This window comes from Gordonia humi, assembly GCF_014197435.1.
Classification (GTDB): domain Bacteria; phylum Actinomycetota; class Actinomycetes; order Mycobacteriales; family Mycobacteriaceae; genus Gordonia; species Gordonia humi.
The window spans coordinates 713,910-739,345 of the sequence record NZ_JACIFP010000001.1; the positions used below are offsets into that span (position 1 = coordinate 713,910).

General features: G+C 65.6%; 19 protein-coding genes and 2 tRNA genes. All 21 read right to left on the reverse strand.

Annotated features, from left to right (window positions below; genetic code table 11):
* Positions 1 to 17 precede the first annotated feature (17 nt).
* Positions 18 to 1,424, reverse strand: a complete 1,407-nt coding sequence (locus tag BKA16_RS03180) for an IS1380 family transposase (protein ID WP_183368742.1) — start codon at positions 1,422 to 1,424, stop codon at positions 18 to 20.
* Between the two features lie 205 nt (positions 1,425 to 1,629).
* Entirely contained in the window at positions 1,630 to 2,394 is a 765-nt protein-coding gene (locus BKA16_RS03185) for an SDR family NAD(P)-dependent oxidoreductase (protein WP_183369318.1), read from the reverse strand.
* An 89-nt stretch (positions 2,395 to 2,483) separates the two neighbouring features.
* Entirely contained in the window at positions 2,484 to 3,353 is an 870-nt protein-coding gene (locus BKA16_RS03190; RefSeq protein WP_343067260.1) for an enoyl-CoA hydratase/isomerase family protein, read from the reverse strand.
* Positions 3,272 to 4,033, reverse strand: coding sequence for an SDR family oxidoreductase (locus tag BKA16_RS03195; RefSeq protein ID WP_343067261.1), 762 nt, complete (start codon positions 4,031 to 4,033; stop codon positions 3,272 to 3,274). Before BKA16_RS03195 ends, BKA16_RS03190 begins: the two co-directional genes overlap by 82 nt.
* The gene (locus tag BKA16_RS03200) at positions 4,030 to 5,727 is read right to left on the reverse strand and encodes an AMP-binding protein (protein WP_221246730.1); all 1,698 of its coding nucleotides are present in this window, start codon (positions 5,725 to 5,727) and stop codon (positions 4,030 to 4,032) included. The genes BKA16_RS03195 and BKA16_RS03200 overlap by 4 nt, the downstream gene beginning before the upstream one ends.
* 231 nt (positions 5,728 to 5,958) lie before the next feature.
* The gene (locus BKA16_RS24250; protein ID WP_183369320.1) at positions 5,959 to 6,186 is read right to left on the reverse strand and encodes a ferredoxin; all 228 of its coding nucleotides are present in this window, start codon (positions 6,184 to 6,186) and stop codon (positions 5,959 to 5,961) included.
* A gap of 12 nt (positions 6,187 to 6,198) precedes the next feature.
* Positions 6,199 to 7,149: an alcohol dehydrogenase catalytic domain-containing protein gene (locus tag BKA16_RS03215; protein ID WP_183369321.1), complete on the reverse strand. Its 951-nt coding sequence runs from the start codon at positions 7,147 to 7,149 to the stop codon at positions 6,199 to 6,201.
* A 20-nt stretch (positions 7,150 to 7,169) separates the two neighbouring features.
* The gene (locus tag BKA16_RS03220; RefSeq protein ID WP_183369322.1) at positions 7,170 to 8,510 is read right to left on the reverse strand and encodes an FAD-dependent oxidoreductase; all 1,341 of its coding nucleotides are present in this window, start codon (positions 8,508 to 8,510) and stop codon (positions 7,170 to 7,172) included.
* An 87-nt stretch (positions 8,511 to 8,597) separates the two neighbouring features.
* Positions 8,598 to 8,939: a ferredoxin gene (gene fdxA / locus BKA16_RS03225; RefSeq protein WP_183369323.1), complete on the reverse strand. Its 342-nt coding sequence runs from the start codon at positions 8,937 to 8,939 to the stop codon at positions 8,598 to 8,600.
* A 40-nt stretch (positions 8,940 to 8,979) separates the two neighbouring features.
* Positions 8,980 to 10,095 carry a Zn-dependent alcohol dehydrogenase gene (locus BKA16_RS03230; protein WP_183369324.1) on the reverse strand — a complete coding sequence of 372 codons (1,116 nt, stop codon included), beginning with the start codon at positions 10,093 to 10,095 and terminating at the stop codon, positions 8,980 to 8,982.
* 114 nt (positions 10,096 to 10,209) lie between these two features.
* Positions 10,210 to 11,721: an aldehyde dehydrogenase family protein gene (locus BKA16_RS03235; RefSeq protein ID WP_183369325.1), complete on the reverse strand. Its 1,512-nt coding sequence runs from the start codon at positions 11,719 to 11,721 to the stop codon at positions 10,210 to 10,212.
* A gap of 63 nt (positions 11,722 to 11,784) precedes the next feature.
* Positions 11,785 to 12,996 (reverse strand): cytochrome P450, encoded by a 1,212-nt coding sequence (locus tag BKA16_RS03240; protein ID WP_183369326.1) that lies wholly within the window; start codon positions 12,994 to 12,996, stop codon positions 11,785 to 11,787.
* An 827-nt stretch (positions 12,997 to 13,823) separates the two neighbouring features.
* Positions 13,824 to 13,896, reverse strand: a tRNA-Ala gene (locus BKA16_RS03245).
* Between the two features lie 31 nt (positions 13,897 to 13,927).
* Positions 13,928 to 14,004 (reverse strand) — tRNA-Ile (locus tag BKA16_RS03250).
* A 199-nt stretch (positions 14,005 to 14,203) separates the two neighbouring features.
* Positions 14,204 to 15,217: a DUF3566 domain-containing protein gene (locus BKA16_RS03255; protein ID WP_183369327.1), complete on the reverse strand. Its 1,014-nt coding sequence runs from the start codon at positions 15,215 to 15,217 to the stop codon at positions 14,204 to 14,206.
* A gap of 53 nt (positions 15,218 to 15,270) precedes the next feature.
* Positions 15,271 to 17,772, reverse strand: coding sequence for a DNA gyrase subunit A (gene gyrA / locus BKA16_RS03260; RefSeq protein WP_183369328.1), 2,502 nt, complete (start codon positions 17,770 to 17,772; stop codon positions 15,271 to 15,273).
* 149 nt (positions 17,773 to 17,921) lie between these two features.
* Complete coding sequence (gene gyrB / locus BKA16_RS03265; RefSeq protein WP_183369329.1) at positions 17,922 to 19,991, reverse strand: DNA topoisomerase (ATP-hydrolyzing) subunit B; 2,070 nt, start codon at positions 19,989 to 19,991, stop codon at positions 17,922 to 17,924.
* Between the two features lie 162 nt (positions 19,992 to 20,153).
* On the reverse strand, positions 20,154 to 20,702 hold the full coding sequence (locus tag BKA16_RS03270) for a DUF721 family protein (RefSeq protein WP_183369330.1): 549 nt from the start codon (positions 20,700 to 20,702) through the stop codon (positions 20,154 to 20,156).
* Positions 20,699 to 21,910: a DNA replication/repair protein RecF gene (gene recF, locus BKA16_RS03275; protein WP_183369331.1), complete on the reverse strand. Its 1,212-nt coding sequence runs from the start codon at positions 21,908 to 21,910 to the stop codon at positions 20,699 to 20,701. The genes BKA16_RS03270 and recF overlap by 4 nt, the downstream gene beginning before the upstream one ends.
* Before the next feature lie 10 nt (positions 21,911 to 21,920).
* Positions 21,921 to 23,123 carry a DNA polymerase III subunit beta gene (gene dnaN, locus BKA16_RS03280; RefSeq protein WP_183369332.1) on the reverse strand — a complete coding sequence of 401 codons (1,203 nt, stop codon included), beginning with the start codon at positions 23,121 to 23,123 and terminating at the stop codon, positions 21,921 to 21,923.
* A gap of 515 nt (positions 23,124 to 23,638) precedes the next feature.
* On the reverse strand, positions 23,639 to 25,165 hold the full coding sequence (gene dnaA / locus BKA16_RS03285) for a chromosomal replication initiator protein DnaA (protein ID WP_183369333.1): 1,527 nt from the start codon (positions 25,163 to 25,165) through the stop codon (positions 23,639 to 23,641).
* Positions 25,166 to 25,436 lie beyond the last annotated feature (271 nt).

A 25,436-nucleotide genomic window follows, 5' to 3' on the forward strand; every position in this document is an offset into this window, starting at 1 on the left:
GCGGGTTGCGGCGGTGGTCAGCTGGCCGTTGCCGGTGGTGGTGCGTGCGTGACGGCGAACAGTCGTGCGAAGGCGGTCTGCCAGGGCCAGGCCTCGGGCAGGTGCAACGTGACCCGGCGCGCGGAGCGTGCCAGGCGTGCGGGAATGTGGATGAGGGTGCGGCGGATGGTCGCGGTCGTGGCTCTCGCGAGTCGTCCGGCGCGGTCGGCGATGACCCCGGCCGTGCGGGTGAGGTTGAACGTGATCACGGCGAGGACGAGCCAGGCGCTGTTCGCGGTGAACACCCCGGAGGGCAGGTGCGCGAGTGGCCCGTTCTTCAGGTCGGCGTGGACTTGCTCGATGATCGCGTGGCCGCGGTGGGTCTTGTCCGCGGCAACGGTGTCCGTGACGTTCTTGTCGGTGGTGGTGAAGAACGCGTGGTGCCGCCAGGTGTCGAACAGTGTCGGCTGCTCCACCTTGTTCGGGTTCAGGTCAGGGATCCGGCGCACCACGAGCCGCCCCGCGATTTGCTCCGCCTTCTTCCTCGAGCGGAACGCAGTGAACGGGATCTCGGCGACCTCGGCCTTCGAGATCAGTTGCCCGGTGGTCTCGTCACGGATCGCGTCGGTGTACTCGATCATCTCCCATGCGTCATCGGGGATGGTAGCGATCGCGGCTTTCACCGCCGGATCCATCCGCACCGTGACCGACACGTCCGCGCCAGCGCTGATCGCGGTGCCGATGGTGGCGTGGCCGTAGAACGCGGAGTCCGCGCGCAGCAACGGCCTGGCACCGCTGCCGGGGTTCGAGCGGCGGAGGGTGGCGAGGGCGTCGCCGACGATCCGCGCGGCGCCTTTCGGGGACCCGATCTTGCCCTGCCGCAACCGCTGGGCGAGGATCACCGGCGCCGACGAGGTCGTCGATGCCGTGGCGAGGAGTGCGTTCAGGCCGCGGACGCCGGAGTACCCGAACGAGGCGCCCTGCTTTTGATACCCGTGGACTTCGATGATGGTGTCGTCCAGATCCACCATCACCTGCTCATCGCCGTGCGCGTGCAGCAGCGGCGCCGTCGAAACGAGGCTCTGAAGCACCCGGGAGGCGATGGCGTCGAGTTGGCGGACATGTCCGAAGGTGAACGCGCGCAGGAACGATCCCAGCGTCGACGGCGCGTAGGTCCTCGCGAACAACCGGCCCATTCCGCCGTGGCGGAGCAGGTTCATGTCGTCGATCGAGTCCGCCCCGGCGAGCATCCCCGCCACCAACGCCATCACCTTGCCGCCGGCGTTGGAGCCCTTGTCCGTCGGCACCGTCAACCGGGCCTGCGACAGCGAAACGAGCCCCGCGGCCCGCGCGAGTCGCAGCATCGGGACCAGGCCGACCGCCGACACGACATTCGGGTCATCGAACACTGCCGACACCGCGGCGGGAGCGTGCTTGAATTGCATCTACGAGATGCCTCTCTGGCTGGGCGAATAGGACCTTAGACAAGCTCTATTCTTCCCGGTCAGAGGGGCATCTCTGCGTCAGGACACCCGCTGAACACCCCGACTCATCGGTGGATCGAGGCTTAGGCCCAATGGGCACGCCACGACACCGTGGCGGTGGGTTTCCCGGGCACGGCCGTGGCGGCTACTGAGTTTCAGTAGAACCCTATTTGAGCGGACCGACCGACAAGCCGCCGCACACGGTCAGCGTCTGCCCGGTCACGTACGACGATTCCGGCGACGTCAGGAAGCTCACACAGTCGGCGATCTCGTCCGGTTCGGCCGCTCGCTTCATCGGGATCGAGGCGAGCTGCGCGTCCCGGAACTCTTCGGGGGTGTTCAGGAACATCCCGGTAGCGACAACGCCGGGCGCCACGCAGTTCACCGTCACCCCGAACGGGGCGAGTTCAATCGCCGCCGATCGGGTCAGCGCCTCGATCCCACCTTTGGCCGCTCCGTAGCTGATGCCGGCGACGGTGCCGCGTGCAGCCACCGAACTGGTCGTGACGACCTTGCCGTGACCGGCCTTCTTCATCGCCGGGGCGAAGATCTGCAGACAGAGCAGGGTGCTGCGTAGGTGCGTGTCGAGTACCAGCGAGAAGTCCTCGTCCGTGATCTTCGATAGCACGGCGTTGCGAACCGCGCCGGCCAGCGTCACCAGTGCTGTCGGCGCCTCGAACTGCTCGGTGATGTCGCGGGCGGCGCCGGCGACGAACTCGCGGTCGGTCAGGTCACCAGGGTAGCCGGAGGCCTGGCCGCCCAGCTCGCACAGTTCAGTGACAGTAGCCGCGGTGGCGTCCGCGTCGATGTCGAAGACGCCCACGGCCCATCCGTCGGCGACGAGGCGCCGGCACACCGCGCGCCCCAATCCCCCCGCTCCGCCGGCCACCACTGCCACCCGTGGCGTCTGTGTTTCGTCGACTGTCACCATCGTGTTCTCCTGTTCCGACCGTTGCCGGCCGTATTCGCGGTCGATCTTGTTCGCGATCTGTGTGGGCTTGAGGTCAACAGCACCGGTGGTCACCGGCGCCGGTACGCCGGGACCCGGCCTTCAAGGAAGGCGGTGATGCCCTCACGGTGATCCTCCGTGTCGAACAGGGCCGAGAAGATCTCCACCTCGCGCCGGTGCCCTTCGTCCAGCGAGTGCCGTAGTCGATAGTTCGCGGACCGTTTGGCCGCTTCCACGGCCAGCGGTCCAGACTTGTTGATCCGTTCGCAGACCGTCAGCGCCGCAGCGAGAAGCTGATCTGGTTCGTGCACCGAATCGATCAGCCCAATTCGCTGCGCCTCCTCGGCGGTGAGTCGGTCACCGGTGAAGAGCAGCCTCTTGGCGGTGCCTGCCGGCAGCGCGGTGAACAGCATCTGGGTGCCGCCGGCACCAGGGATCAGCCCAAGACTCACCTCGGTCATCCCGATCTTCGCTGCACTGGAGGCCATCGTGAAGTCACAGGACAGCAGCAGTTCCAGGCCGCCGCCGAGCGCGTGCCCGTTCAACGCCGCGATCACCGGGACGCGCAGCGAGAAGATCCTCTCCTGCATCTCCTGAACTCGCAGCGCCATCTCAGCGGCGCCCCGTCGGTCGATACTGGTGAAATATTTGATGTCGCCGCCCGCCACAAAGCACCGGCCCTTGCCCGTGAGGATCATCGAGCGGTAATCCGTGTCCTTGTCCACCGTCGACACCGCCGACGCGATCGCATCAGCGACGTCCGGATGCAACGCGTTGACCGGCGGGTTGTCGATGGTCACCACCGCTGTGGCGCCGGCCCGTTCGATGCTCACGTAGTCAGTCATGGAAGTCGTCTTTCTTAGAGGATGCGAGTGAGGAGTTGCCGCGGCGCGTGGTTCACCAGCTGCCGGTATCCGGTCCACGGCCAGCGCGGAACGCATTCGGTGTTGCGGCCCCGTTCGATGGCGTCGACCAGGGCCCGAGCCCCGGTGTCGGCGTCGACGAGCAGCCTGTGCCGCCGACCGGTTCGGTCCTGCATTTCCGATTCGATGTATCCCGGGTGCAGGCTGGTGACGGTGATTGGCACACCCTTTTGGGCTACGTCGAGCCTGATGCCGTCGGCGAGCCGGGTGACCGCGGCCTTACCGGCGGCGTAGGCGTTCATCGGCCCGGGCAGACCGCGGCCGGAGGTGACCGACGACATCAGCACCAGATGCCCGGCACCCTGCTGATAGAAGATCTCCATCGCGGCTTCCATCTGCGCGAGGGCCCCGATCACGTTGGTGGCCAGGGTGTCGCGGTTGGCGGCGAACCTACCGGAGCCTATCCGTGCGCCCTTACCAATACCCGCGTTCACCACGACGCGCGCCAGTCCGCCACGCTGCTCGGCCGCGTCCCGGAAACGGGCGAAGATCGCATCGTGGTCAGTGACGTCCAGGGCGTCAGCCCGCACATCGGTGCCGGTCTGAGCGGTCAGTTCGACCGAAAGTGCCCCGAGCCGGTCGGTGCGCCGGGCGAACAGCGCCAGCGGATACCCGCGCCTGGCGAGTTCCCCCGCCATCCCGGCACCGAGACCAGAGCTAGCTCCGGTCACGATGGTCACGCCGCCGGTGGCCGTCACGAACGGCCCCTTCCGGGCTCGGCCGGCGCGGACATCTTCTCGGTGAGTACGAACTTCTGAATCTTGCCTGACGGGGTACGCGGCATGGCGTCGACGATCTCGAGGCGCTGGGGCCACATCGGCTTAGCCAGGCCCACCTGTTCGACGTGTGCGACCAGCTCGGCCAGTTCGGGCGGCTCGCCGTTCGGAACAACCACGGCGCAGACCTTCTCGCCGAGCCGTTCGTCCGGGTAGGGCACCACCGCTACCTCTTGAACCTTGGGGTGACCGAAGAGCGCATTCTCCACCTCTTGGGCGGAGATGTTCTGGCCACCGCGCACGATGATGTCCTTGGTGCGTCCGGCGACCCGGATCCCGCCGTCGGGCGTGATACGCCCGAGGTCGCCGGTGTCGAACCAGCCGTCTTCGGTGAACGCGGCTGCCGTCTGCTCCGGCTGCCGAAGGTAGCCGAGGAAGATGGCCGGTCCGCGCACCTGCAGCTTGCCCACCTCGCCAGGCTCGACAGGCGTGCCGGTCGCATCGACGATGCGCAGGTCGTACCACGGTGTCTGGAATCCGTCGCTGGCGGCGAGAGTATCTACAGAGGCGCCGAACTCGTGGATTGAGGCGATCCCGGTCTCCGAGCAGCCCCACAGCGAGACCAAGCTGCAGTCGAAGACGTCCCACATCGCTCGGGCCAGCGGTGGCGGGATCGCCGCGCCACCGCAGGCGAAGGCCCGCAGTTTGACGCCACGTAGGTTCGTGCGCTTGGCGACGTCGAGCATGTCGAGTGCAAACGTGGTAGCCGACAATGTCCAGGTTATACCCTCAGCCTCGATCAGCTGCAGCATCTCCTCCGCATCCCAGATGTCCTGATATACCACCTTCTGCCCGGTCGACAACGGGACCAGCATGCCGTGAATGAAGCCCGTCAAGTGGCCGATCGTCGACGCCATGAATGCGACGTCGTCGCCGGTGAGCCCGAGGGCCATAACGATCACGCGCTGGTACCCGCACCACGCGGTGTTGTACGAGTGGACAGTGGCCTTGGGAGTACCGGTGGTGCCGGAGGTGAATACCAGCATCGCCATGTCTGTCGGCGCGGGCCGACGATGTTCGAGCTCTTGCGCGACTGTCTCGTCGAGTACCGTCCGGCCGAGTTCGTCGAGCTCGGCAAAAGAGCGCAGCCCCGGATGCCTCCCATGGTCGCCGACAACGAAGACGTTCTCGAGAGCATCGATGTCGGCCTTGAGCCTCGAACCCATGGCCGCGTAGTCATAGCCGCGGAAGATGTCAGGAACGACGAGAACCTTGGACCGAGCGTGGCGCACCATGAATGACAGTTCGTGTTCGCGGTAGATGATCGGGATCGGGTTGGGGACCCCCCCGACGCGCATTGTGGCCAGCGCAAGCGCCGGGCCCTCCCACCCGTTGGCGACCTGGATTGTGACCACGTCGCCGCGCTGCACCCCGAGGCCGAGCAGCGCGGCGGCGTACCGGTCGACCCGCCGGCCGAGCTCACCGTAATCCAGCGACTCCGGCGCTGCGCCGCGCCGAGAGGTCACGATGGCCGTGTGTTCGGGCTTCGCCTGCACCTGAGCCAGGAAGTCGTCAAGGAAGGTGACCTCGCGCCAGTCACCCTGGTCAACGAATCTCGCTTGTTCTTCCAGAGACCACGCAGCGCCACCGAAATGAGCGTTCTGTGCGTCGATCACTATTTCTCCTCAATTATGAATCGGTAGAACGATTCATTCGAATCGCTATTGCTTTGCCCGCTGAGCCTCCGGTGCGACGTCAGTACGCCATGATCAGAATCTCATCGCGCCCGTAATCGAGCCCGGAGTGACGTTCAGCGAGGTGGCTTCTGGCCTTGTCGACAAGGTCGTCTTCGTCAGCGCCGACGAGGTGTTCGCCGCACGGGCATTGCAGTCGCGTCCGCGCCATAGTCATCGCCCTCCCTCAGTACCGGTGTTCGGCACGGTCACAGGATGCATGGAGATCGCCATGTTCGGGCAGCTGGCGATCGCTCGCCGCAGATCGACGGCGTGCTCGTCGGAGACGACCGTCGCGATCGGCTCGCTGAATGACTGATCATTGGGCTCGAATAGGTCCGGATGGTTCAGATAGCAGACTCCGTGCCCTTGACACTGGGCACTGACCTCGATGGAGATCACGTTGACTTCCTTTCAGTTAGTGTCCGCGCACTGCGGGCTGTGGACTGGAGAATGGATAGGTCGGCTCACCAAGGCGATCCGGCCGCCCCTGATCTTGGCGAGTCGTTCCTGGGTGAGTCGTTCGTGGGCGGCGCGGACATCGCGTAGCCCGAATCTGACCGTCGGATCCAGACGCAGCTCGCCGCGCGCGACCATGTCGAGCAGGTCGGCGAGCATCTCTCCGGATTCTCGGGTGATGATCAGCTTCGCAGCCTCGGCCGCGCTGCCCGGTACCACGGTGATGTGCCGACCGCCGGACCGGAGCGCCGTCGACGCATCGATGCCGGCCGTGTCCAGGATCGCGTCCACGCTGCCGGCGTCCGGGGTGTCGGTTTCAACCTGTACCCCGGCGGGCACCTGTCCGACCTGTGTCGTGTCACGGATCAGCGCCCGGACCGGGTGTCCGCGACCGAGCAGAACCTGGACAGCGAGCTTCCCGACCGCCCCGGCCGCACCAGTGACGAGGACCTCGTCTCCGGCCTGCAGCTTCAGCGCATCGATGCCCTGCCACGCGGTGAGGCCCGCGAGTGGCAACTGGGCGAGCACCGCCGGCTCCGGCTCACCGGGAGCCGGGGCCACCGAGGCGGCCGACAGTCGAACGTACTCAGACCAGGCCCCGACCCCGGTGATCGCCAGCGCCGACATCGCCGCCACTCGGGTGCCCACCTCGAGACCAGTGACGTCCACACCGACCGCAGCGATGCGGCCGACGAGGTCGTAGCCCAGGGTCACCGGAAGGGAGCCACCACGAACCGGGATCTGACCGCTGCGGATCTTCACATCAGCCGGGTTGATCACAGATGCCTCGAATGCCACGATGACCTCATCCGCGCCAGGGACCGGTCGGGCGATCTCGCGGACCCGTAGCACGTCGAGGCCGCCCGGTTCGTCGAACTGCACGGCAAGCATCTGGCCATCGGTCACGCGCGAATTCGGTTCGGTGGTCACTGCGGGACCCCTACGCCGACGGCACGCAGCGACGGCCAGTCGGTGACTTTGACCCGCTCCCGTCCACTCTGAGATCCGCGTTCGATTTCGGTGGCATTGATGCGTCGCCATCCCTCGTAATCGACGACGCAGACCGTCCGTTCGCGCAGGCTCTGATTCACTGTCACCGCGTCCGCGGATCTGCGCGGCTCGGCGGCAGCAAGATCGTCGACGATCTGCTCAACGGTCTGCTCCGAGCACATGCGATTGGTACCGATCACGCCGGACGGCCCGCGTTTGAGCCAGCCAGCGACATAGGTGAAAGGGATCACCTTTCCGCCGGTGTCCAGCACACGGCCGTCGCGATTGGGAACCACGCCGCGGTGCGAATCGAAGGGCAGTTCCGGCAGCGGATCGCTGCGATAGCCGACCGACCGGATCACCAGCTGTACCGGCAGGTGCTCTCGCTCGCCGGTGCCGATCACCGCACCATCGGCATCCGGAACGGTCCGCTCGACGCGCAGGCCTGTCACCTGCGTCTCTCCAGTTATCTCCACCGGTTTCCGCCAGAAGTGCAGGTGCACCGTCTTATGGTCGGGACGGCGCACGGCGTGGGCCATCTCCCGGAATACCTTCAGGTTCGCGATGGTCGCACGCGGCAAGTCCGTCTCGTCGATCCGACTCAGATCGGCTGGGTCGATGATCACGTCGACCTCGTCGAGGTCGCGCAGCTCGCGAAGCTCCTTGGTGGTGAACTTGGCGTGCTCGGGACCGCGTCGGCAGACGACGTGCACCTCGCGGACGCCGCTCCCGCGTAGCACCGCAAGCACCTCGTCGGGCATGTCGGTGGCCGCCAGCTCGTCGACGGACTTGGTCAGGATGCGGGTGACATCCAGGGCTACGTTGCCCGCGCCGACCACGGCGACGGCGCTGCCGGACAACCGCGGTTCGAAGCTGCTGTCGGGGTGGCCGGAGTACCAGGAGACGAGTTGCGTCGCCGCGATGCTCCCGTCGAACTCTTCACCCGCGATCCCCATCTTCCGGGCGTTGGCCGCACCAGTGGAGAAGACCACGGCATCGTAGTGGCGGCTCAGCCAGTCAAGGTCGATGTCCGAGCCGTATTCGACGTGGCCGAGAAAGCGCACCGTCGGATTCTCCAGGATGCCCTCGAATCCGCGAATCACCGATTTGATTCTCGGGTGGTCGGGGGCGACCCCGTACCGCACCAGTCCGTAGGGGGTGGGCAGCCGGTCGAACAGATCTACTTCGACAGCAACCTTGCTTGCTCGGCTGAGCTCCTCAGCGGCGAAGAGCCCGCCGGGACCTGCCCCGATCACCGCGACACGCGCCTTGTCCATTTCCGTTCTTCTCCTCGATCTGTGTTTCCCGCCGTCGGGCGGCGCGACCCGGGGCGGCGCGATACACGCACTCGCCGCCGCCGGCCGCTACTCCTTCGCAGGCAGGCCCGCAACGAGCGCTGTGTCGACACCGATCGGGCCGATCCGACGGGCCCCTCCGACGTAGCCGAGCGGTTCGTCCCGCCCGGGCAGAACCTCATCGAAGAAGGCTTTCCCGTCCGCGATGTGTGCCTCCTCGCCCTCGGCCACGTCGAACTCCTGCGTGATGGCCTCGACCGGGCATTCCGGCTCACAGGCACCGCAATCTATGCACTCCTCGGGGTTGACGTACAGCTTTCTGGATCCCTCGTAGATGCAGTCGACCGGACAAGCCTTCACGCAGCTCTTATCCATCACGTCGACACAGGCGCCCGAAACCACGAATGTCATCTCAAGTCCTTCCCTCGCTATTGCGGTCTGCCTGCGCGGATCAGTGCTCGTGCACGATCACACCACGCAAGTTCCTGCCTGCCTCGAGATCCTCGTAGCCCTTGTTGACCTCTTCGAGCGAGTACGTCGAAGTGATCAACTCGTCGAGCTTGAGGTGGCCACTCTTGTACAGACCCAGCAATTTTGGAATGTCGTAGACCGGGTTGCAGCCTCCATAGAGCGCGCCCTGGATCCGCTTACTCCAGAGCGCCAACTGGACCCCCGACAGCTGGATGGTGGCGTCGGCATACTCGCCCATCGACACCACCACCACGGTCCCGCCTTTGGAGGTGGCCTCCGCGGCATTCGAGACCGACTCGGCGGTGAGCGAGTTGATGGTGATGATCGTACTGTCGGCGCCCACACCGCGGGTCACCTCGGTGACGATGCGCTGGGCCTCCTCGGCGGTCGCAGCCGTGTGGGTCGCACCGAACTTCTTGGCGCTGTCGCGCTTGAACTCCACGGGGTCGACGGCGATCAGGTTCTTTGCGCCGGCGAAATGGGCACCCTGGATGGCATTGATACCCAGACCGCCGATTCCGTAGACCACCACGGTGTCACCGGCTCGCACGTTGGCCTCGTTGACCGCCGAACCCCAGCCCGTCGGAACGCCACAGCCCACCAGGGCCGCCTTGTCCAGCGGCATGTCGTCCTCAACCTTGATGAGCGAATCCTCATGGACGGTGGCGTACTGGCTGAAGGTACCGACCGACATCATGGCACCGACCTCTTCGCCCTTGGCGCCGCGGAACGGGAACTTTCCGCCGGGAAGGAAACCGTCGAGGCCGTTCGCACCCATGTCGCACAGTCGCGAATTACCGGACACGCACCACCGGCAGCGACCGCAGACCGGGAAGAATGAGGCGACGAAGTGGTCGCCCGGCATTACGTTGGTCACCTTGGAGCCTACTTCGAGGACCTCGCCCGCCGCCTCGTGGCCGAAGACCATCGGCGCACGGAATGGCAGGTGGCCCTTCACCATGTGGAGGTCGGAGTGACACAAGCCGGAATAGTCGTAGCGGACGAGTACTTCGCGATCGCCCGGAGCGACCACCTCAAGCTCCTCGATCTCGAAGGGCTTGCCGGCTTCGTACAGAACTGCTGCTTTGGTCTTCATATCTACGGTGTTCCTTTCTTGGGATGCGGTGCCGAGCGCACCGGCGTGACATTCAGTTGCAGGCGGTGCACCAGGTTCGACGGTCACATTGGCGTGACGCCGAGGTCCCGGTCGTCAGTTGTCTGGAGGCGTCGAGAGCACCATCGCGTAGGCGCGGTTCTCGAGCTTCTTTTCCACGCCGACCTGGATCGACTTTTGTTGGGTGTATGCGCTGAAGGCGTCGCGGCCCAGTTCCCGGCCCTGACCGCTCTGTTTGAAGCCGCCGAACGGATAGACCTGGTTGATCATGTGCCAGTCGTTGATCCACACCGACCCGGACTCGAGCTGCTCGGCGACGCTGACAGCTGTGGCGAGGTCCTCGCTCCACACGCCCGCCGAGAGACCGTACTCGGAGTCGTTGGCGATCTTGATCGCTTCATCAACCGAGTCGTAGCGGATCACCGCGAGCACCGGACCGAATACCTCTTCGCGGGCGACGGTCATGTCATTAGTGACGCCGGTGAGAACCGTCGGCTCCACCCAGAAGCCCTTGGTGAAGATGTCGCCTGCCGGAACGCCGCCGCCGTAGGCGATGGTCGCACCCTCTTGCTTGGCGATGTCAAGGTACTTGAGGACCCGATCACGCTGGCCAGCACTGATCAGCGGGCCGATGTCGGTGGCCGGGTCACTCGGGTCGCCGATCACGATGGTCTTGAGCCGCTCGATCAATCGCTCGACGAACTCGTCGTGGATGGACGACGGCAACAACAGCCGGGTGCCCGACTCGCAGGCCTGGCCAGAGTGCATGAGAAAAGCCCAGATCGAGCCATCGACGGCAGTCCGGATATCGGCGTCTTCGAGCACGACGTTCGCGCCCTTACCGCCGAGTTCGAGGGTAACTCGCTTGAGATTGCCGACACTGCTCTCGACGATCTTCTTACCGACCTCGGTGGAGCCGGTAAAGGCGATCTTCCGGACGTCCGGGTGAGCCGAAAGCCGGGCGCCGACGGTCTCGCCGTCGCCGGTGACAACGTTGAACACACCGTCGGGCAGGCCTGCCTCGCTGAGAATCTCAGCGAGGATCAGCGAGGTGATCGGGGTCTTCTCGTCCGGCTTGAGGACCACCGAGTTGCCCATCGCCAGCGCCGGCAGGACCTTCCAGGCGCCCAGGGCGACCGGGAAGTTCCACGGTGTGATCGCGGCACAGACACCGAGCGGCTCGCGGCGAACCTTGCCGGCCTGGTACGGCGGGCCGACCAGCTCACCCGGGGAGTCCGGGTTGTAGCGGCGCAACTCGTCGGCGAAGTATCGCAGGTTGCCAGACGGCATAATCACCGAGAAGACGTTGGCCAGCCGGACAGTGGTGCCGTCTTCCATAGTGGTGAGCCGGACCATCTCGTCGGCGCGGGTCTCCAGCAGGTCGGCGGCCCGATCGAAGACCGCGGCACGCTCGGCAGTCGGCAGATTCCGCCATATGCCGGCCTCGAAGGTCTTCTTGGCCTCGGCCACCGCAGCGTCGACATGGCTCGCGTCACCCTTCGCTGCGGAGGCGATCACATCTTCGGTAGCCGGGTTGACAAGTTCGTACCGGTCGTCGGAGTCGATCTCCGTGCCACCGATGATCATTCGGTAATGGGGGGTAGTCATATTCCTACTCCGTGTTTGTCAGATTCGTTGCATCGATCGGCTGCGCGGCCGGGGCCGGGGCGATCATGTGAGATTGACCAGAAGGTCCTTGGGACCGCGAGTGAACATGCCCTCGTCTTCGGGCTCATAGCCGTCGGCGAATCGAATGTTGGGGAACTTCTCGAGCAGCTGGGTGACAGCGGTCTCGCTCTCCCGCTTCGCCAGCAGCGAGCCGACACAGAAGTGCCTGCCGAGAGCGAACGCGATGTGATCAGCGGAGCCGCCGAAGGCGCCCTTGATCGGGATGTCGTCGCGGTAGATATCGAACGTGTCCGGGTCCGGGTAGCGGCGCTCATCACGGTTGGCCGCGCCGTTGACCAGCCCGATCACGCTGCCGGCGGGAATCTTCGTGCCGGACACCTCGATGTCGTTGACGGCGGTGCGCAGGATGATCTGCACCGGCGGGTGGTAGCGCAGGTTCTCGACGAGCGCCTTAGTCGCCAAGCTGGGATCCTTCTTGACGGCCTCAAGCTGGTCGGGCCGCTGCAGCAGATGTTTGAGTGTGCTGGCGATGGCCTTGTCGGTGGTCTCGCCACCCGCGATCAACAGCAGCCCCACCAACGATTTGATCTGCTCGTCGGTGTACTTCTCGCCGTCGACCTCGGCATCGAAGAGACGCGAGATGAAATCGTCGCCGGGGTTCTTCCGGCGCTCAGCGATCAGCGGGAGCATGTAGGCGGGGAATTCCTTCTGCGTCCGCATGCCCCAGGCGTGGATGTCCGGGTCCTGGGTCAGGTTACCCAGGAAGGCCATCAACGACGAGTACCAGTCGTGGAACCTCGGAATATCCTCCTTGGGGAGGTCGAGCATCCGGACGATCACGTTGATCGGGAACCACCTGGTGAAGCCCTCTACGAGATCCACCGACTCGCCGGGCTCGATCTCGTCGATCATCTGGGTGGCGATCTCGTCGACTTGCGGAATCAGTTCCTGCAGGTAGCTGCCGCGCAGTGTCGGGGCGACCAATTGACGGTGGACCACGTGCTCACGTCCGCCCATCTGGATCACCGTGCGGCCGATCACCGGCTCCATCTGGAAGCCATAGTTCTCGTTGCTGAACGCCTCGGAATCCCGGTAAGCGTTGGCGACGTCCTCGAAGCGGCTGAGGAAGTAGTACCCGCTCGCCTCGTGGTACACGACCGGGTAGTGGTCGCGCATGATCTTGTAGTACTTGTGCGGATCTCGTGCAAATTCCTCCGACATCATGTCGGGCATCTCGGGAACGGTTGCAGTCATAACCTGACTCACCCTCTCTCTGATTGACTCGGATCGCAGATTGAATCGAACGCCCGCTTCAATCTGTGCGTGACTAGTCTTACACATTTGTCGCTGTGATGGCGTAGAACACATACGTAATGGGCTACGTGTTCACGGCTTGCGCGCACTACCCGGGTAGTGCGGCGGGTCGCCACGTAGTCCTGGTGTCAGGCGTTCGACCTGGTTACGACGACGAGATCTACCCAGAGTCTGCGGCGCAGCGGTCAGTCGGGCAGCAGAATGTAGAGCTGAGGACCAGCACAAGCGGTGGCGACAGTGTCAGAGTGACTGCGTAGCCCTTCCGAAAGGCGGTCGCGGTTATGGCGTTGGAAGACAGCATGATTGACAGCTTGATAGCTGATCCAGATGTCACCTCGGCGATCGATGTGTTAGTGACTTCGACCCACGCTGACGGCGTCGCGGTCACCGCCCGCGACTGTGCTGAGTGAGTTGATCAAGACTGAGCGACGACGAACGACAGACAACGATCTCTACTGTGCCAACCACGACGTCGCCGTGCGCGGGCTGGCAGCTCGCGCAACCACACCGGCCCGACGACGATTCGCACCAACCCGGATACGGTCGATCTGAAATCTTGTCGTGCACCCACCGCGGACACCCGCCGGCAACGCCGCCGAGTGGCTCTTAAACAGTTACACCACACGACCCGCAGGCCCTGATGCATCCCAAGCACTACCGGCTACACCTGCCCTAGACGCACCCGGGTCGTACATACTTTGGCCTTCAAACCCAGTCAACGCCCACCCAGTGAATATCGGATAGGCGTTGACCTGATGTTTATCTTGTGGAGCCTAGGAGATTCGAACTCCTGACATCCGCCTTGCAAAGGCGGCGCTCTACCAACTGAGCTAAGGCCCCGGACTCCGACCGAGGTCGGAAAGGGAGTTCATGGTGGGCCTAGGAGGACTTGAACCTCCGACCTCTTCGTTATCAGCGAAGCGCTCTAACCGCCTGAGCTATAGGCCCTTGAACCGAGATGGAACATTACCCGACGAGTCGGAAACTTACAAAACGGCTGCTCAGAGGGTATCGGGTGGGGAGGCGGGATCTCGACTCCGCTCGACCACCGGAGGGGGCGCGGACGGCAGAAGGCCAAGCCCGATCGACAGCGAAACGACGACGCTCCCTCACCCGATTCGGGAGGGAGCGTCGCCGGACGTCGTGTTCAGTCGAGATCGGCCAACGTCACTTCGACGCCGCCGACCATGTCCGCGCACACGTTGTAGATGTACGCGGAGATCGTCGCCAGGCCGGTCAGCAGGACGGCCGCCACCACACCGAATCCAGCGGAGAAGCCGAACACCATACCGGTGCTGATCAGAGCACCGCCGCTGTCGCCTTCGACGACGCTGGCGAACGAGTTGTTGATCTGGTCCCAGAGTCCCATACCCGCCAGGACCGCGTACAGGACGGCGATCGCGATCATCCAGATGAAGAACCCGACGATCGAGAGCACACCGGTCACCTTGAACACCGACCACGGGTCGACGCGACGGACCTGCACCGCGGCACGCAGTGGGACGCCGACCGACCGCGACGGGATCGTCTGGCTCTGCGCGCGGGCCGCGGAGGCGGCCTCCTTCGACGCCTCCACGTGGTGGATGGCGTCGAGGTCGGGCAGCTCGTCCTTCTTGGCCAACTCGTTCCGCGGAATGTTACGCGTGTCCGACTCGACGAACTTGGACGTCTCGACACCGCTCCCGTCGGCCGCGGGCGACGGCTTGCTCTGCGGACCCGGTACGGGCGCATTCACGGCGGGCTTGGCCTGCGGCTGCTGCCCCGGCTTGCCCTGCCCCTGCGCCGCCCCCTGCGGCGGCTTCGGCGCACCGGCCGGGACGTTCTTCGGCCCCGACGGCGGCTGCGTCGGCGAAGCGGTCGAGCCGGGAGCGATCGGTCCCTGCACGGGTGCCAGCGGGCCGCTCTGCGGCCCCGCCTGTCCGCCCCCGCCCGTACTCGCCGTCGACGACGAGACGGTCGGCCGAGACGCTCCCGCCGGAGCACCGCCGCGTGGCGCGGGACCGGCAGCCGGTCTGCTGCCGGTGTCCACGCCCGCGGCCTTCGCCATATCGCCGGCGGTCAGGCCGGTCGACGAGGTCTTCTCGCCGCGCTTCCACGGCGGAACGACCTGGCCGCGTTCGACGTTCGTGCGGTCGACGTTCTGGTCGTCAGGTGTGCTCACAAGCGGATCCTCACTGGACGGATGATGACACCCACCCTAAACGCTTCACGCCGTCATTCGGCGTCTGCCGCGCCCTCTTCCGGCTCATCGGCGTTGCGTGCGATGGCGAGCAGCGTGTCGCCGTCGGACAGATTCATCAGGCGCACGCCCTTGGTCTGCCGTCCGGCCTTGCGGACCTGCTTGGCCAACGTGCGGATCACGCCGCCGCTCGACGTGATCGCGTACACCTCGGAGTCGAGGTCGACGATCAGCGCGCCCACCAGGTCACCGCGCTTGGGATCGTGCTGAATCGTCAGCACGCCCTTGCCACCGCGTCCCTGCGCCGTGTACTCGGCGATGTCGGTCCGCTTCGCATAGCCGCCGGACGTCGCGACCAGCAGGAACGTGTCGTCCTGGACGACGTTGAGCGAGAGCAGCTGATCGTCGTCGTTGAAGCGCATGCCCTGCACACCGGAGGTCTGACGACCCATCGGACGGAGCGTCTCGTCGTCGGCGGTGAACCGGATCGACTGACCCTTCTTCGAGACCAGCAGCAGATCGTCGGCGCCGCTGCACAGCTGGGCGCCGACGAGTTCGTCCTCGCCGCGCAGGTTGATCGCCGCGATGCCGCCGGAGCGGTTCGAGTCGAACGCATCCAGCCGCGACTTCTTGACCAGACCGTTGCGGGTCGCCAGCACCAGATAGTCGGCGTCGTTGTACCCGGAGATCCGGATGACCTGCGCGATCTTCTCCTCCGGCTGGAACGCCAGGAGGTTCGCCACGTGCTGGCCGCGCGCGGTGCGATTCGCCTCTGGCAGCTCGTACGCCTTGGCCCGGTACACGCGACCCTTCGTGGTGAAGAAGAGCAGCCAGTCGTGCGTGCTGGAGACGAAGAAGTGCGCGACGATGTCGTCCTGCTTGAGCCCTGCGCCCTGGACGCCCTTGCCGCCGCGCTTCTGGCTGCGGTACAGGTCGGTCTTGGTGCGCTTGGCGTAGCCGGTCTCGGTGATCGTGACGACGACGTCCTCGCGGGCGATCAGGTCCTCGTCGTTCACATCGCCTTCGGCGGCGATGATCTTGGTGCGGCGGTCGTCGCCGTACTTGTCGACGACCTCCTTCAGCTCGTCGCGGACGATGGCGCGCTGCCGCTCCGGACGCTCCAGGATGTCCTTCAGGTCGGCGATCTCGCGCTCGATCTCGTCCAACTCGTCGATGATCTTCTGGCGTTCCAGAGCCGACAGGCGACGCAGCTGCATCGCCAGGATGGCGTCGGCCTGGAGCTCATCGATGTCGAGCAGATCCATCAGGCCGCTCCGTGCGGCCTCGGTGTTCGCCGACGCACGGATCAACGCGATGACCTCGTCGAGGGCGTCGAGCGCCTTGACCAGACCGCGCAGGATGTGCGCGCGCTCCTCGGCCTTGCGCAGCCGGTAGCGGGTGCGTCGGACGATCACGTCGATCTGGTGCGCGACGTAGAAGCGGATCATCTGATCCAGGCGCAAGGTGCGCGGCACGCCATCGACGATCGAGAGCATGTTGGCGCCGAAGTTGGTCTGCAGCTGGCTGTGCTTGTACAAGTTGTTCAGCACCACGCGGGCCACGGCGTCGCGACGCAGCGTGATGACGATGCGCATGCCAGCACGATCGGACGACTCGTCGTCGATCTTGCTGATGCCTTTGAGCTTGCCGTCGTTGACCTGCTCGGCGATCGAACCGATCAGGTTGTCCGGGTTCACCTGGAACGGGAGTTCGGTCACCACCAGCGTGGTGGTGCCCTTGTTCTCCTCGATCTCGACGACGCTGCGCATGCGGATGCTGCCGCGTCCGGTCATGTAGGCGTCCTTGATGCCCTGGGTGCCGACGATGAGCCCCGCCGTCGGGAAGTCCGGCCCCTTCACGGCGTCCATACACGCGGCGAGAGTCGTCTCCTCGTCGGCGTCCGGGTTCTCCAACGCCCAGAAGACGGCGTCGGCGACCTCGCGGAGATTGTGCGGCGGAATGTTCGTGGCCATACCGACGGCGATGCCGCCCGAACCGTTGATCAGCAGGTTCGGCACACGCGAGGGCAGCACCGTCGGCTCCTGCGTCTTGCCGTCGTAGTTCGGGATGAAGTCGACGGTCTCCTCGGTGATGTCGCGCAGCATCTCCATGGCCAGCGGGGTGAGGCGGGCCTCGGTGTAACGCATGGCGGCCGCACCGTCGTTGCCGCGCGAACCGAAGTTGCCCTGGCCGTCGATCAGCGGATAGCGCATCGACCACGGCTGCGCCAGGCGGACCAGCGCATCGTAGATCGAGCTGTCGCCGTGCGGGTGATAGTTGCCCATCGTCTCCGAGACGGGGCGCGCCGACTTCACATAACCGCGGTCCGGCCGGAAACCCGCGTCGAACGACGCGTACAGCAGTCGACGGTGCACCGGCTTGAGGCCGTCGCGGACCTCCGGCAGGGCACGGCCGACGATGACGCTCATCGCGTAGTCGATGTAGGAGTTCTGCATCTCCTGGCCGAGGTCGACCGGGTCGATCCGGTCGCCGGCACCGTCGCCGTTCAACGGTGACAGATCGGATTCGTCGCTCATTGCATCACTTTCTTGAAGGTCTCGACTCCGCTCGACCGGCGGGGAAGCGCCCGGCCGGCTCGGCAGACGCCCAGTCGGCTCGGGAAACGCTCGACCAGCTCGCGAAGCGCTCGGTCACGAAATCGGGTTCGATGGTCGGTCGGTCAGGACTAGACGTCGAGGAAGCGGACGTCCTTGGCGTTGCGCGCGATGAAACTGCGGCGTGCGCTGACGTCCTCACCCATGAGGATCGAGAACAGCTCGTCGGCGGCCGCCGCGTCGTCGAGCGTGACCTGCTTGAGGACACGGACGTCGGGATCCATCGTCGTCTCCCACAGCTCACTGGCGTTCATCTCGCCCAGCCCCTTGTAGCGCTGGATGCCGTCGGCCATGTTGATCTTCTTGTTCGCGGCGAGACCGGCCTCGAGCAGCGCGTCGCGCTCGCGGTCGCTGTAGGCGAAGTCGGGAGCGGCGCCCTTCTGCCACTTCAGCTTGTACAGCGGCGGCTGCGCGAGGAACACATGACCCTGCTCGATGAGCGGACGCATGAATCGGAACAGCAGCGTGAGCAGCAGCGTCGCGATGTGCTGACCGTCGACGTCGGCGTCGGCCATCAGGACGATCTTGTGGTAGCGCAGCTTCGCGATGTCGAACTCGTCGTGGATACCCGTGCCGAACGCGGTGATGATCGACTGGACCTCGGCGTTCTTGAGCACACGGTCGATGCGCGCCTTCTCGACGTTGATGATCTTGCCTCGCAGCGGCAGGATCGCCTGGTACATCGAGTCGCGACCGGACTTGGCGGAGCCGCCTGCCGAGTCGCCCTCCACGATGTAGACCTCGCACTTCTCCGGGTCCTTGCTGCGGCAGTCGGCGAGCTTGCCGGGCAGGCCGCCGATGTCGGTGGCCGTCTTGCGGCGGACGAGGTCCTTGGCCCGACGAGCCGCCAGGCGCGCCTGCTGGGAGTCGGCCGCTTTGCGGATGATGGTCTTCGCCTCAGCCGGGTTGGCCTCGAACCAGTCGGCGAGGTGCTCGTTGCACGCCTTCATCACGAAGCTGCGGACCTCGGTGTTGCCGAGCTTGGTCTTGGTCTGCCCCTCGAACTGCGGGTCCGCGACCTTCACCGAGATCACGGCGGCGAGTCCCTCGCGGATGTCGGCGCCCTCGAGTTTGCCGTCCTTGTCCTTGACGAGCTTCTTATCGGACGCGTACCGGTTGACGGTGCTGGTCAACGCCGAGCGGAAGCCCTCCTCATGGGTGCCGCCCTCGTGGGTGTTGATGGTGTTCGCGAAGGTGTGGACCGACTCCGAGTAGCCCTCGTTCCACTGCATCGCGATCTCGACCTCGTGGCCGGTGCCCTTCGCGGTGAAACCGATGACCGTCCGATGGATCGGCGACTTGCTGCGCGCATTGAGGTGCTTGACGTAGTCGACGATGCCGTCCGGGTAGTGGTAGGTCCGAGTCTTGACCTTCGCCACCTTCTCGGCCTTCTCCTCGGCCGATGCGATGGTCTCCGCGGCCTCCATGGTGTCCGCGTCGGCCTCGACCTCGGCTTCCGCCTCCGAATCGGTCATCCGCTCATCGGTGAGCGTGATGGTCAGTCCCTTGTTCAGGAACGCCATCTCCTGCAGGCGACGGGCGACGGTCTCCGCGTCGAACTTGGTGGTCTCGAAGATGCTGCCGTCCGGCCAGAAGGTGACCGAGGTGCCGGTCTCCGCGGTCTTCGCGCCCTCGACCAGCGGCCCCGGTTCGGCATCGGTGTACGTCTGGTTCCAGAACGAGCCCTTGTTGCGGATCTCCAGATCGACGCGCGTCGACAGCGCGTTCACGACCGAGATGCCGACACCGTGGAGACCGCCGGACACCGCGTACGAGTCGGAGTCGAACTTACCGCCCGCGTGCAGCTGCGTCATGATGACTTCGACGGCCGGAACGCCGGTGGCGTGCATGCCCACCGGCATGCCACGACCGTCGTCGACGACGCGGACGCCGCCGTCGGCCAGCAGAGTCACATCGACGCGGGTCGCATAGCCGGCCATCGCCTCGTCGACCGAGTTGTCGACGACCTCCCAGATCAGATGGTGCAGACCGCGTTCACCGGTGGAACCGATGTACATGCCGGGTCGTTTGCGGACGGCTTCGAGACCTTCCAGGATGGAGATGGACTCGGCACCGTATTCACCGGGCTTGGACTTCTTCGGCTCTTTACTGTCGGCCACGGAGGGTCCGCTCCTGTTCATGTAGAGGGCAGTTACCCAACAGTGTACTGGTCACTCGTACTCAGCGGCATCGCGGCGCGCCCTATCAGCCCCGCAGGGCGACTTTTTTCATCAGTGGCGGGTCCGTTGGCATCGGCGCTCAGATAATTGCGCTCACGCGCGAAATACGGCCGGTCGGCGCGATCAGCCGTACGTGTCGCGCGGCCCGCGCCCCGGAACGTGCCGCGGACCCTTCCGCCACGACGGCGCCTGCGGACCGAAGATCCGCAGGCTCGTCACCACGTTGTGGCCGACGGCCTTGGCGATCTTGGCGATGATGTCGCCCTGCATGTAGCGCAGCTGGGTGGCCCACGCCGTCGACTCCGCGCGCACGTACAGCGTGGTCTCGACGAGCTTCTCCGGATGGGCGTGCGACGAGATGTCCTCGCCGACGATCGACGGCCACATCCCGAAGACCGTGCCCTCGGAGATCTTCGAGTCCCAGCCGCGGTCCTTGGCGATTCCGCCGGTCAGCCGTCCCAGTGGCTGCGGATCACGACCGTCCGGTCCCGCTCCGGACCAGGTACGACGGGATCGATCTCCGCCGCGTCGCCGCGAGCGAATCGGCGCCGACCGGCCCATGCCGACCGATTTTCCGGCCGCCTTCGCCTCGGCGCGCGCCTGCTCGAGGGCCTTGCGCGCCATCTCGTATCCGCTGCGCCCGGCGAGCGGGTCGGGAGTCTCGTCGGTCATGAGGATCTCGACTCCGCTCGATCGGCGGGCAGATCCGCTCGATCGTCGCCGACCACGACCGAGCGACGAGGACCGTCGTCGTCGGTGACGCCGACCGAGATGCGGCGGCCGCCGACCGCGGCGGGAATGTCGTCGGCGACGGCCGCGGTCACCAGCAGTTGCTCGGCGTCCGCGGTGAACTCGGCGAGTTTCTCGCGGCGACGGACGTCGAGTTCGGCGAACACGTCGTCGAGCATGATGACCGGATCGACGCCGTCGGCGCGCAGCAGATCGACGCTGGCCAGGCGCAAGGCGAGCGCGAACGACCACGACTCGCCGTGACTGGCGAATCCCTTCGCCGGCTCGTCGCCCAGGATCAGTTCGAGGTCGTCGCGGTGCGGACCGATCAGACACACGCCGCGGTCGATCTCCTTGCCCCGCACCTCGATCAACCGGTCGGCGAGGATCTCGCGAATCCCCTCGATCGACGGATCCCCGCCGTCGGAGGAGTCGACGTCCGGACCGGCCGCCGACCGGTACGTGATGTGCGCCGGACGCGAATGCGGAGCGATCGACGCGTATGCCCCGGTCACCAGCGGCGCCAGTTGTCGGACGACGGCGAGCCGCGCGGCCGTGACCTGGGCGCCGAAGTCCGCGAGCTGCGCGTCCCAGACGTCGAGGGTGCTCATCACGGAGTCGGTCTCGCCCCGGCGCATGGCCGCACCCGCAGTCTTGAGGAGCGCCGACCGCTGTCGGAGCACCCTGTCGTAGTCGGCTTTCGCGCCCGCGGCCAACGGCCGCAACTGCGCGACGAGTTCGTCGACGAAACGCCGCCGCTCACTCGGGTCGCCGCGCACCAGCGCGAGGTCCTCCGGTGCGAACAGCACGGTACGCAGAATTCCGAGGACCTCCCGCGTACGGCGTACCGGCCGGGTGTTGATGGCGGCCTTGTTGGCGCCGACCGCTGCGATCGACAGGTCGACGGTCAGCTCGCGACCGTCGTTCTCGACGGTCGCGGAGACCTTGGCCGCATCGGCACCGGACCGGACCAACGGTGCGTCGGTCGAGACTCGGTGCGATCGCAGGGTCGCCACGTAGAACATCGACTCCAACAGATTCGTCTTTCCGAATCCGTTGCGGCCGACGAAGATCGTGGTCTCCGGGGCCAACGTGAACTCGACGCTAGGCCAGGAGCGGAAGTCGCGCAGCGCCAGGTCTCGAACGAACACGACGAAGGTGTCAGCCCGGCAGACGGACCGGCATCAGCAGGTAGCTGAACTCGCTGTCGGGTGCGGCGTACAGGCCGGACTCGTCGGCCGAGGGCTCGTCACCCGACGACGGACGGAGCACCGCGGGCCGGATCGCCGCGCGCGGCTTGCCGCTGCCGTCCGGTTCCGGGTTGGTGAATCCGAATTCGACCGTCTCCGAACCGATGGCGGCCAGGCCGTCGAGCAGGTAGCCGGGGTTGAACGCGATGATGATCGGTTCGCCGTAGAACGAGACGGGCAACTCCTCCTCGGCCTTACCGGCCTCGTCCCCGCCAGCGGTGAGCATCACCGAGTCGCGGGTGAAGTCGAGGCGCACCTGGGCACCGCGCTCGGCGACCAGCGACACGCGTTTGATCGCCTCGATCAGCGGGGCGCTGTCGATGGTCGCGACCGACGTGTGACCGGCCGGGAACAGCTGCCGGAACTTCGGGAACTCGGCGTCGAGCAGACGCGTGGTGGTCTTCTTCGCGTTGTTCGTGATGCCGAGGATGCCGTCGGATCCGATCGCGTGCGCCGAGCCGAAAGCCAGGTCGACGGTGCCGGTGCCGTCCGAACCCGCCGACTTCGCGGCCTCGGAGAGTGTCTTCGCCGGGACGAGTGCGGCACCGGAGGTGCCTGCGTCCGAGGGGTTCCACTGCAGCTCACGGACCGCCAGGCGGAAACGGTCGGTGGCCGCGAGGACCACCTTGTCGCCGTCGATCTCGACGCGCACGCCGGTCAGCATGGGCAGGGTGTCGTCACGTCCGGCAGCCACGGCCACCTGCGAGACGGCCTGGGAGAACAGATCCGACGGCACGCTGCCCGTGGTCTCGGGCACGTCGGGCAGATCGGGGTAGTCCTCGACCGGCATCGTCGGCAGCGAGAAGCGCGCGCTGCCGCAGGCGATGGCCACGCGAGCGCCGTCGATGGTCACATCGACGGGCTTGTGCGGGAGGGCCTTGGTGATGTCCGCGAGCAGACGACCGGACACGAGTGCCGTACCCGGCTCGGCGACCTCCGCGGAGATCCTCTCCGTCGCCGACACCTCGTAGTCGAATCCGGAGACCTGCAGGCCGTCGTCGCCCGCGGTGAGAACGACACAACCGAGGACCGGGACCGGCGGGCGCGACGGCAGGCTCCTGGCCACCCATGCGACGGCATCGGCGAACTCGTCACGCACGACACGAAACTTCATCTGCGGTGATTGCCCTTCTGCTGGTGGCGATCGGACTCGTGGGCGCGATCGACTGCGGCGACGCGGTCGCATCGCTCGGGTCCACTTTAGAGCGCCCCGGGCGGGGGGACGCAACATCGCACCCGATTCGACGTCACGCAGACGCTCGACGGACGGCGAGTCGGCTGTGTATGCACACCGCTGCTTTTAAAAGAAGATCTCTTTAGAGAAATCTTTAAAAGCAGTAGGGGCTGTGGAATCTGTGGATAACTCGATTCATCGCAGGTCACAAGCTCGATCCGACTGTGTTGCCATGGTGCACACAGGCTGTGGACAACTCCGGACCCTTGTGGACCGCGAAAGTTATCCACACTGTGCACAACTCCTGTGCACAGTGTGCGCGGCACTCGTCACCAAGTTGTCCACAGCCTGTCGGAAACATGGACCTGGGGTTTCTCTGTCGCGACACGCCGACGGTGCTCCTCAGCCGAACGCGAGTCGTGTCGCGTCGGGCGAGCTCGACACGACCATACCGGTCACCGATTCGCGCGCTGCTTGATGCGCGCGGTCAGCTCCTGAACGTGGTCGTACACTTTGCGCCGCTCGGGCATCTCCTTGTTGATCTTCTTGACCGCGTACATCACCGTCGTGTGATCGCGGTCGAACGCCTCGCCGATCTTCGGCAGCGACAGATCGGTGAGCTCGCGGCAGAGATACATCGAGATCTGGCGCGCCTGTGTCACCGGCCGCATCTTGCTGGGGCCGCGCAGATCGTCGATGGAGATGTCGAAGTACTCGGCGGTGATCGCCAGGATGCTCGCGGCACTGATCTCGATCGCGCCGTCGTCCGGGATCAGCGCCTTGAGGACCACCTCGGCGAGGGAACGGTCGAGCTCGGCGTTCTGCAGGGACGCGAAGGCCGTGACGCGGATCAGCGCCCCCTCCAACTCACGGATGTTGCGCTCGATCTTGGAGGCGATGAGTTCGAGGACGTCGTCCGGCGCAGCGAGTTTGTCCATTTGCGCCTTCTTCCGAAGGATCGCGATGCGCGTCTCGAGGTCGGGAGGCTGAACGTCGGTGATCAGACCCCACTCGAAGCGTGTCCGGAGACGATCCTCGAGGGTCGCCAGCTGCTTGGGCGGGCGGTCGGAGGACACCACGATCTGCTTGTTGGCGTTGTGCAGCGTGTTGAACGTGTGGAAGAACTCCTCCTGGATGCCTTCCTTGCCCTCCAAGAACTGGATGTCGTCGATGAGCAGCATGTCGATGTCGCGGTAGCGGCGCTTGAAGCCGACACGGCGGTCATCGCGCAGCGAGTTGATGAAGTCGTTGGTGAACTCTTCGGTCGAGACGTACTTGACCCGCATTCCCGGATAGAGGCGTTGCGCGTAGTGACCCGCGGCGTGCAGGAGGTGCGTCTTGCCCAGGCCTGACTCACCCCAGATGAACAGCGGGTTGTACGCACGCGCCGGGTTCTCGGCGACGGCGACCGCGGAGGCGTGCGCGAATCGGTTCGACGCGCCGATGACGAACGAGTCGAAGGTGTAGCGCGGATGCAACGACGTGGTGCTGCTCTCGGCGGGCGTCGCGACGTCGCGGTCGGAGAAGTACGACGTCCACTCGCGCGGTCCCGGCTGCGGTCCCTGCGGTGTGTCGGCGTAGTTCAGCGACGAGAACTCGTTCGAGGAGTGCGGTGGTGTCGGGGCCGGCGTCTCGACGTTCGCGGGACGAGTCGGCGCGACGGGCGCCTCCGGGTCTGCGGCCGGCGGGGCGATCTCGGTCGGCTCGGCGACGCGGACCGCGATGTCGACGGTCTGATTGAGCCGTCGACCGAGGGCGGTGCGGATCACATCGCGCAGATTGCGTTCGATCTGCTCTTGTACGAGAGGTGTGGGAACCGCGAGGAGTGCGAAGCCCTCGGTCATCGTCAACGGCTGGACCAGCGACAACCATGCCTTCTGCTGTCGCGAGAGGGACTGGCCTCCCGGTGTCGTGGACTCGCCGGTGAGCTCGGTGACCACCTGATTCCAGACATCGCTGAATGACTCGCGGTCACTCGTCATACATGTCCCTCGTTCTGATCGTTCCACAGTCCTGCGCCCTAGAGGTTGCCACGAAGTGCCACGAAAATGCGAGTTGTCCACACAGTTATCCACATCTGTGGACAAAGCTGTGAACAAATTCCACGCGTGTAATTCCTGGTCCTGCGACTGCGGTGGGTTCTCACCGGGTTTGATCGGGCGGCGCGAGTCCAGTAGTCTCGAAAGGTCGCCTGAGCACGTGTGCGGGTCATCCCTTCATGGAATGAGACCGGTATGCAGCGCCGGGTAAGGA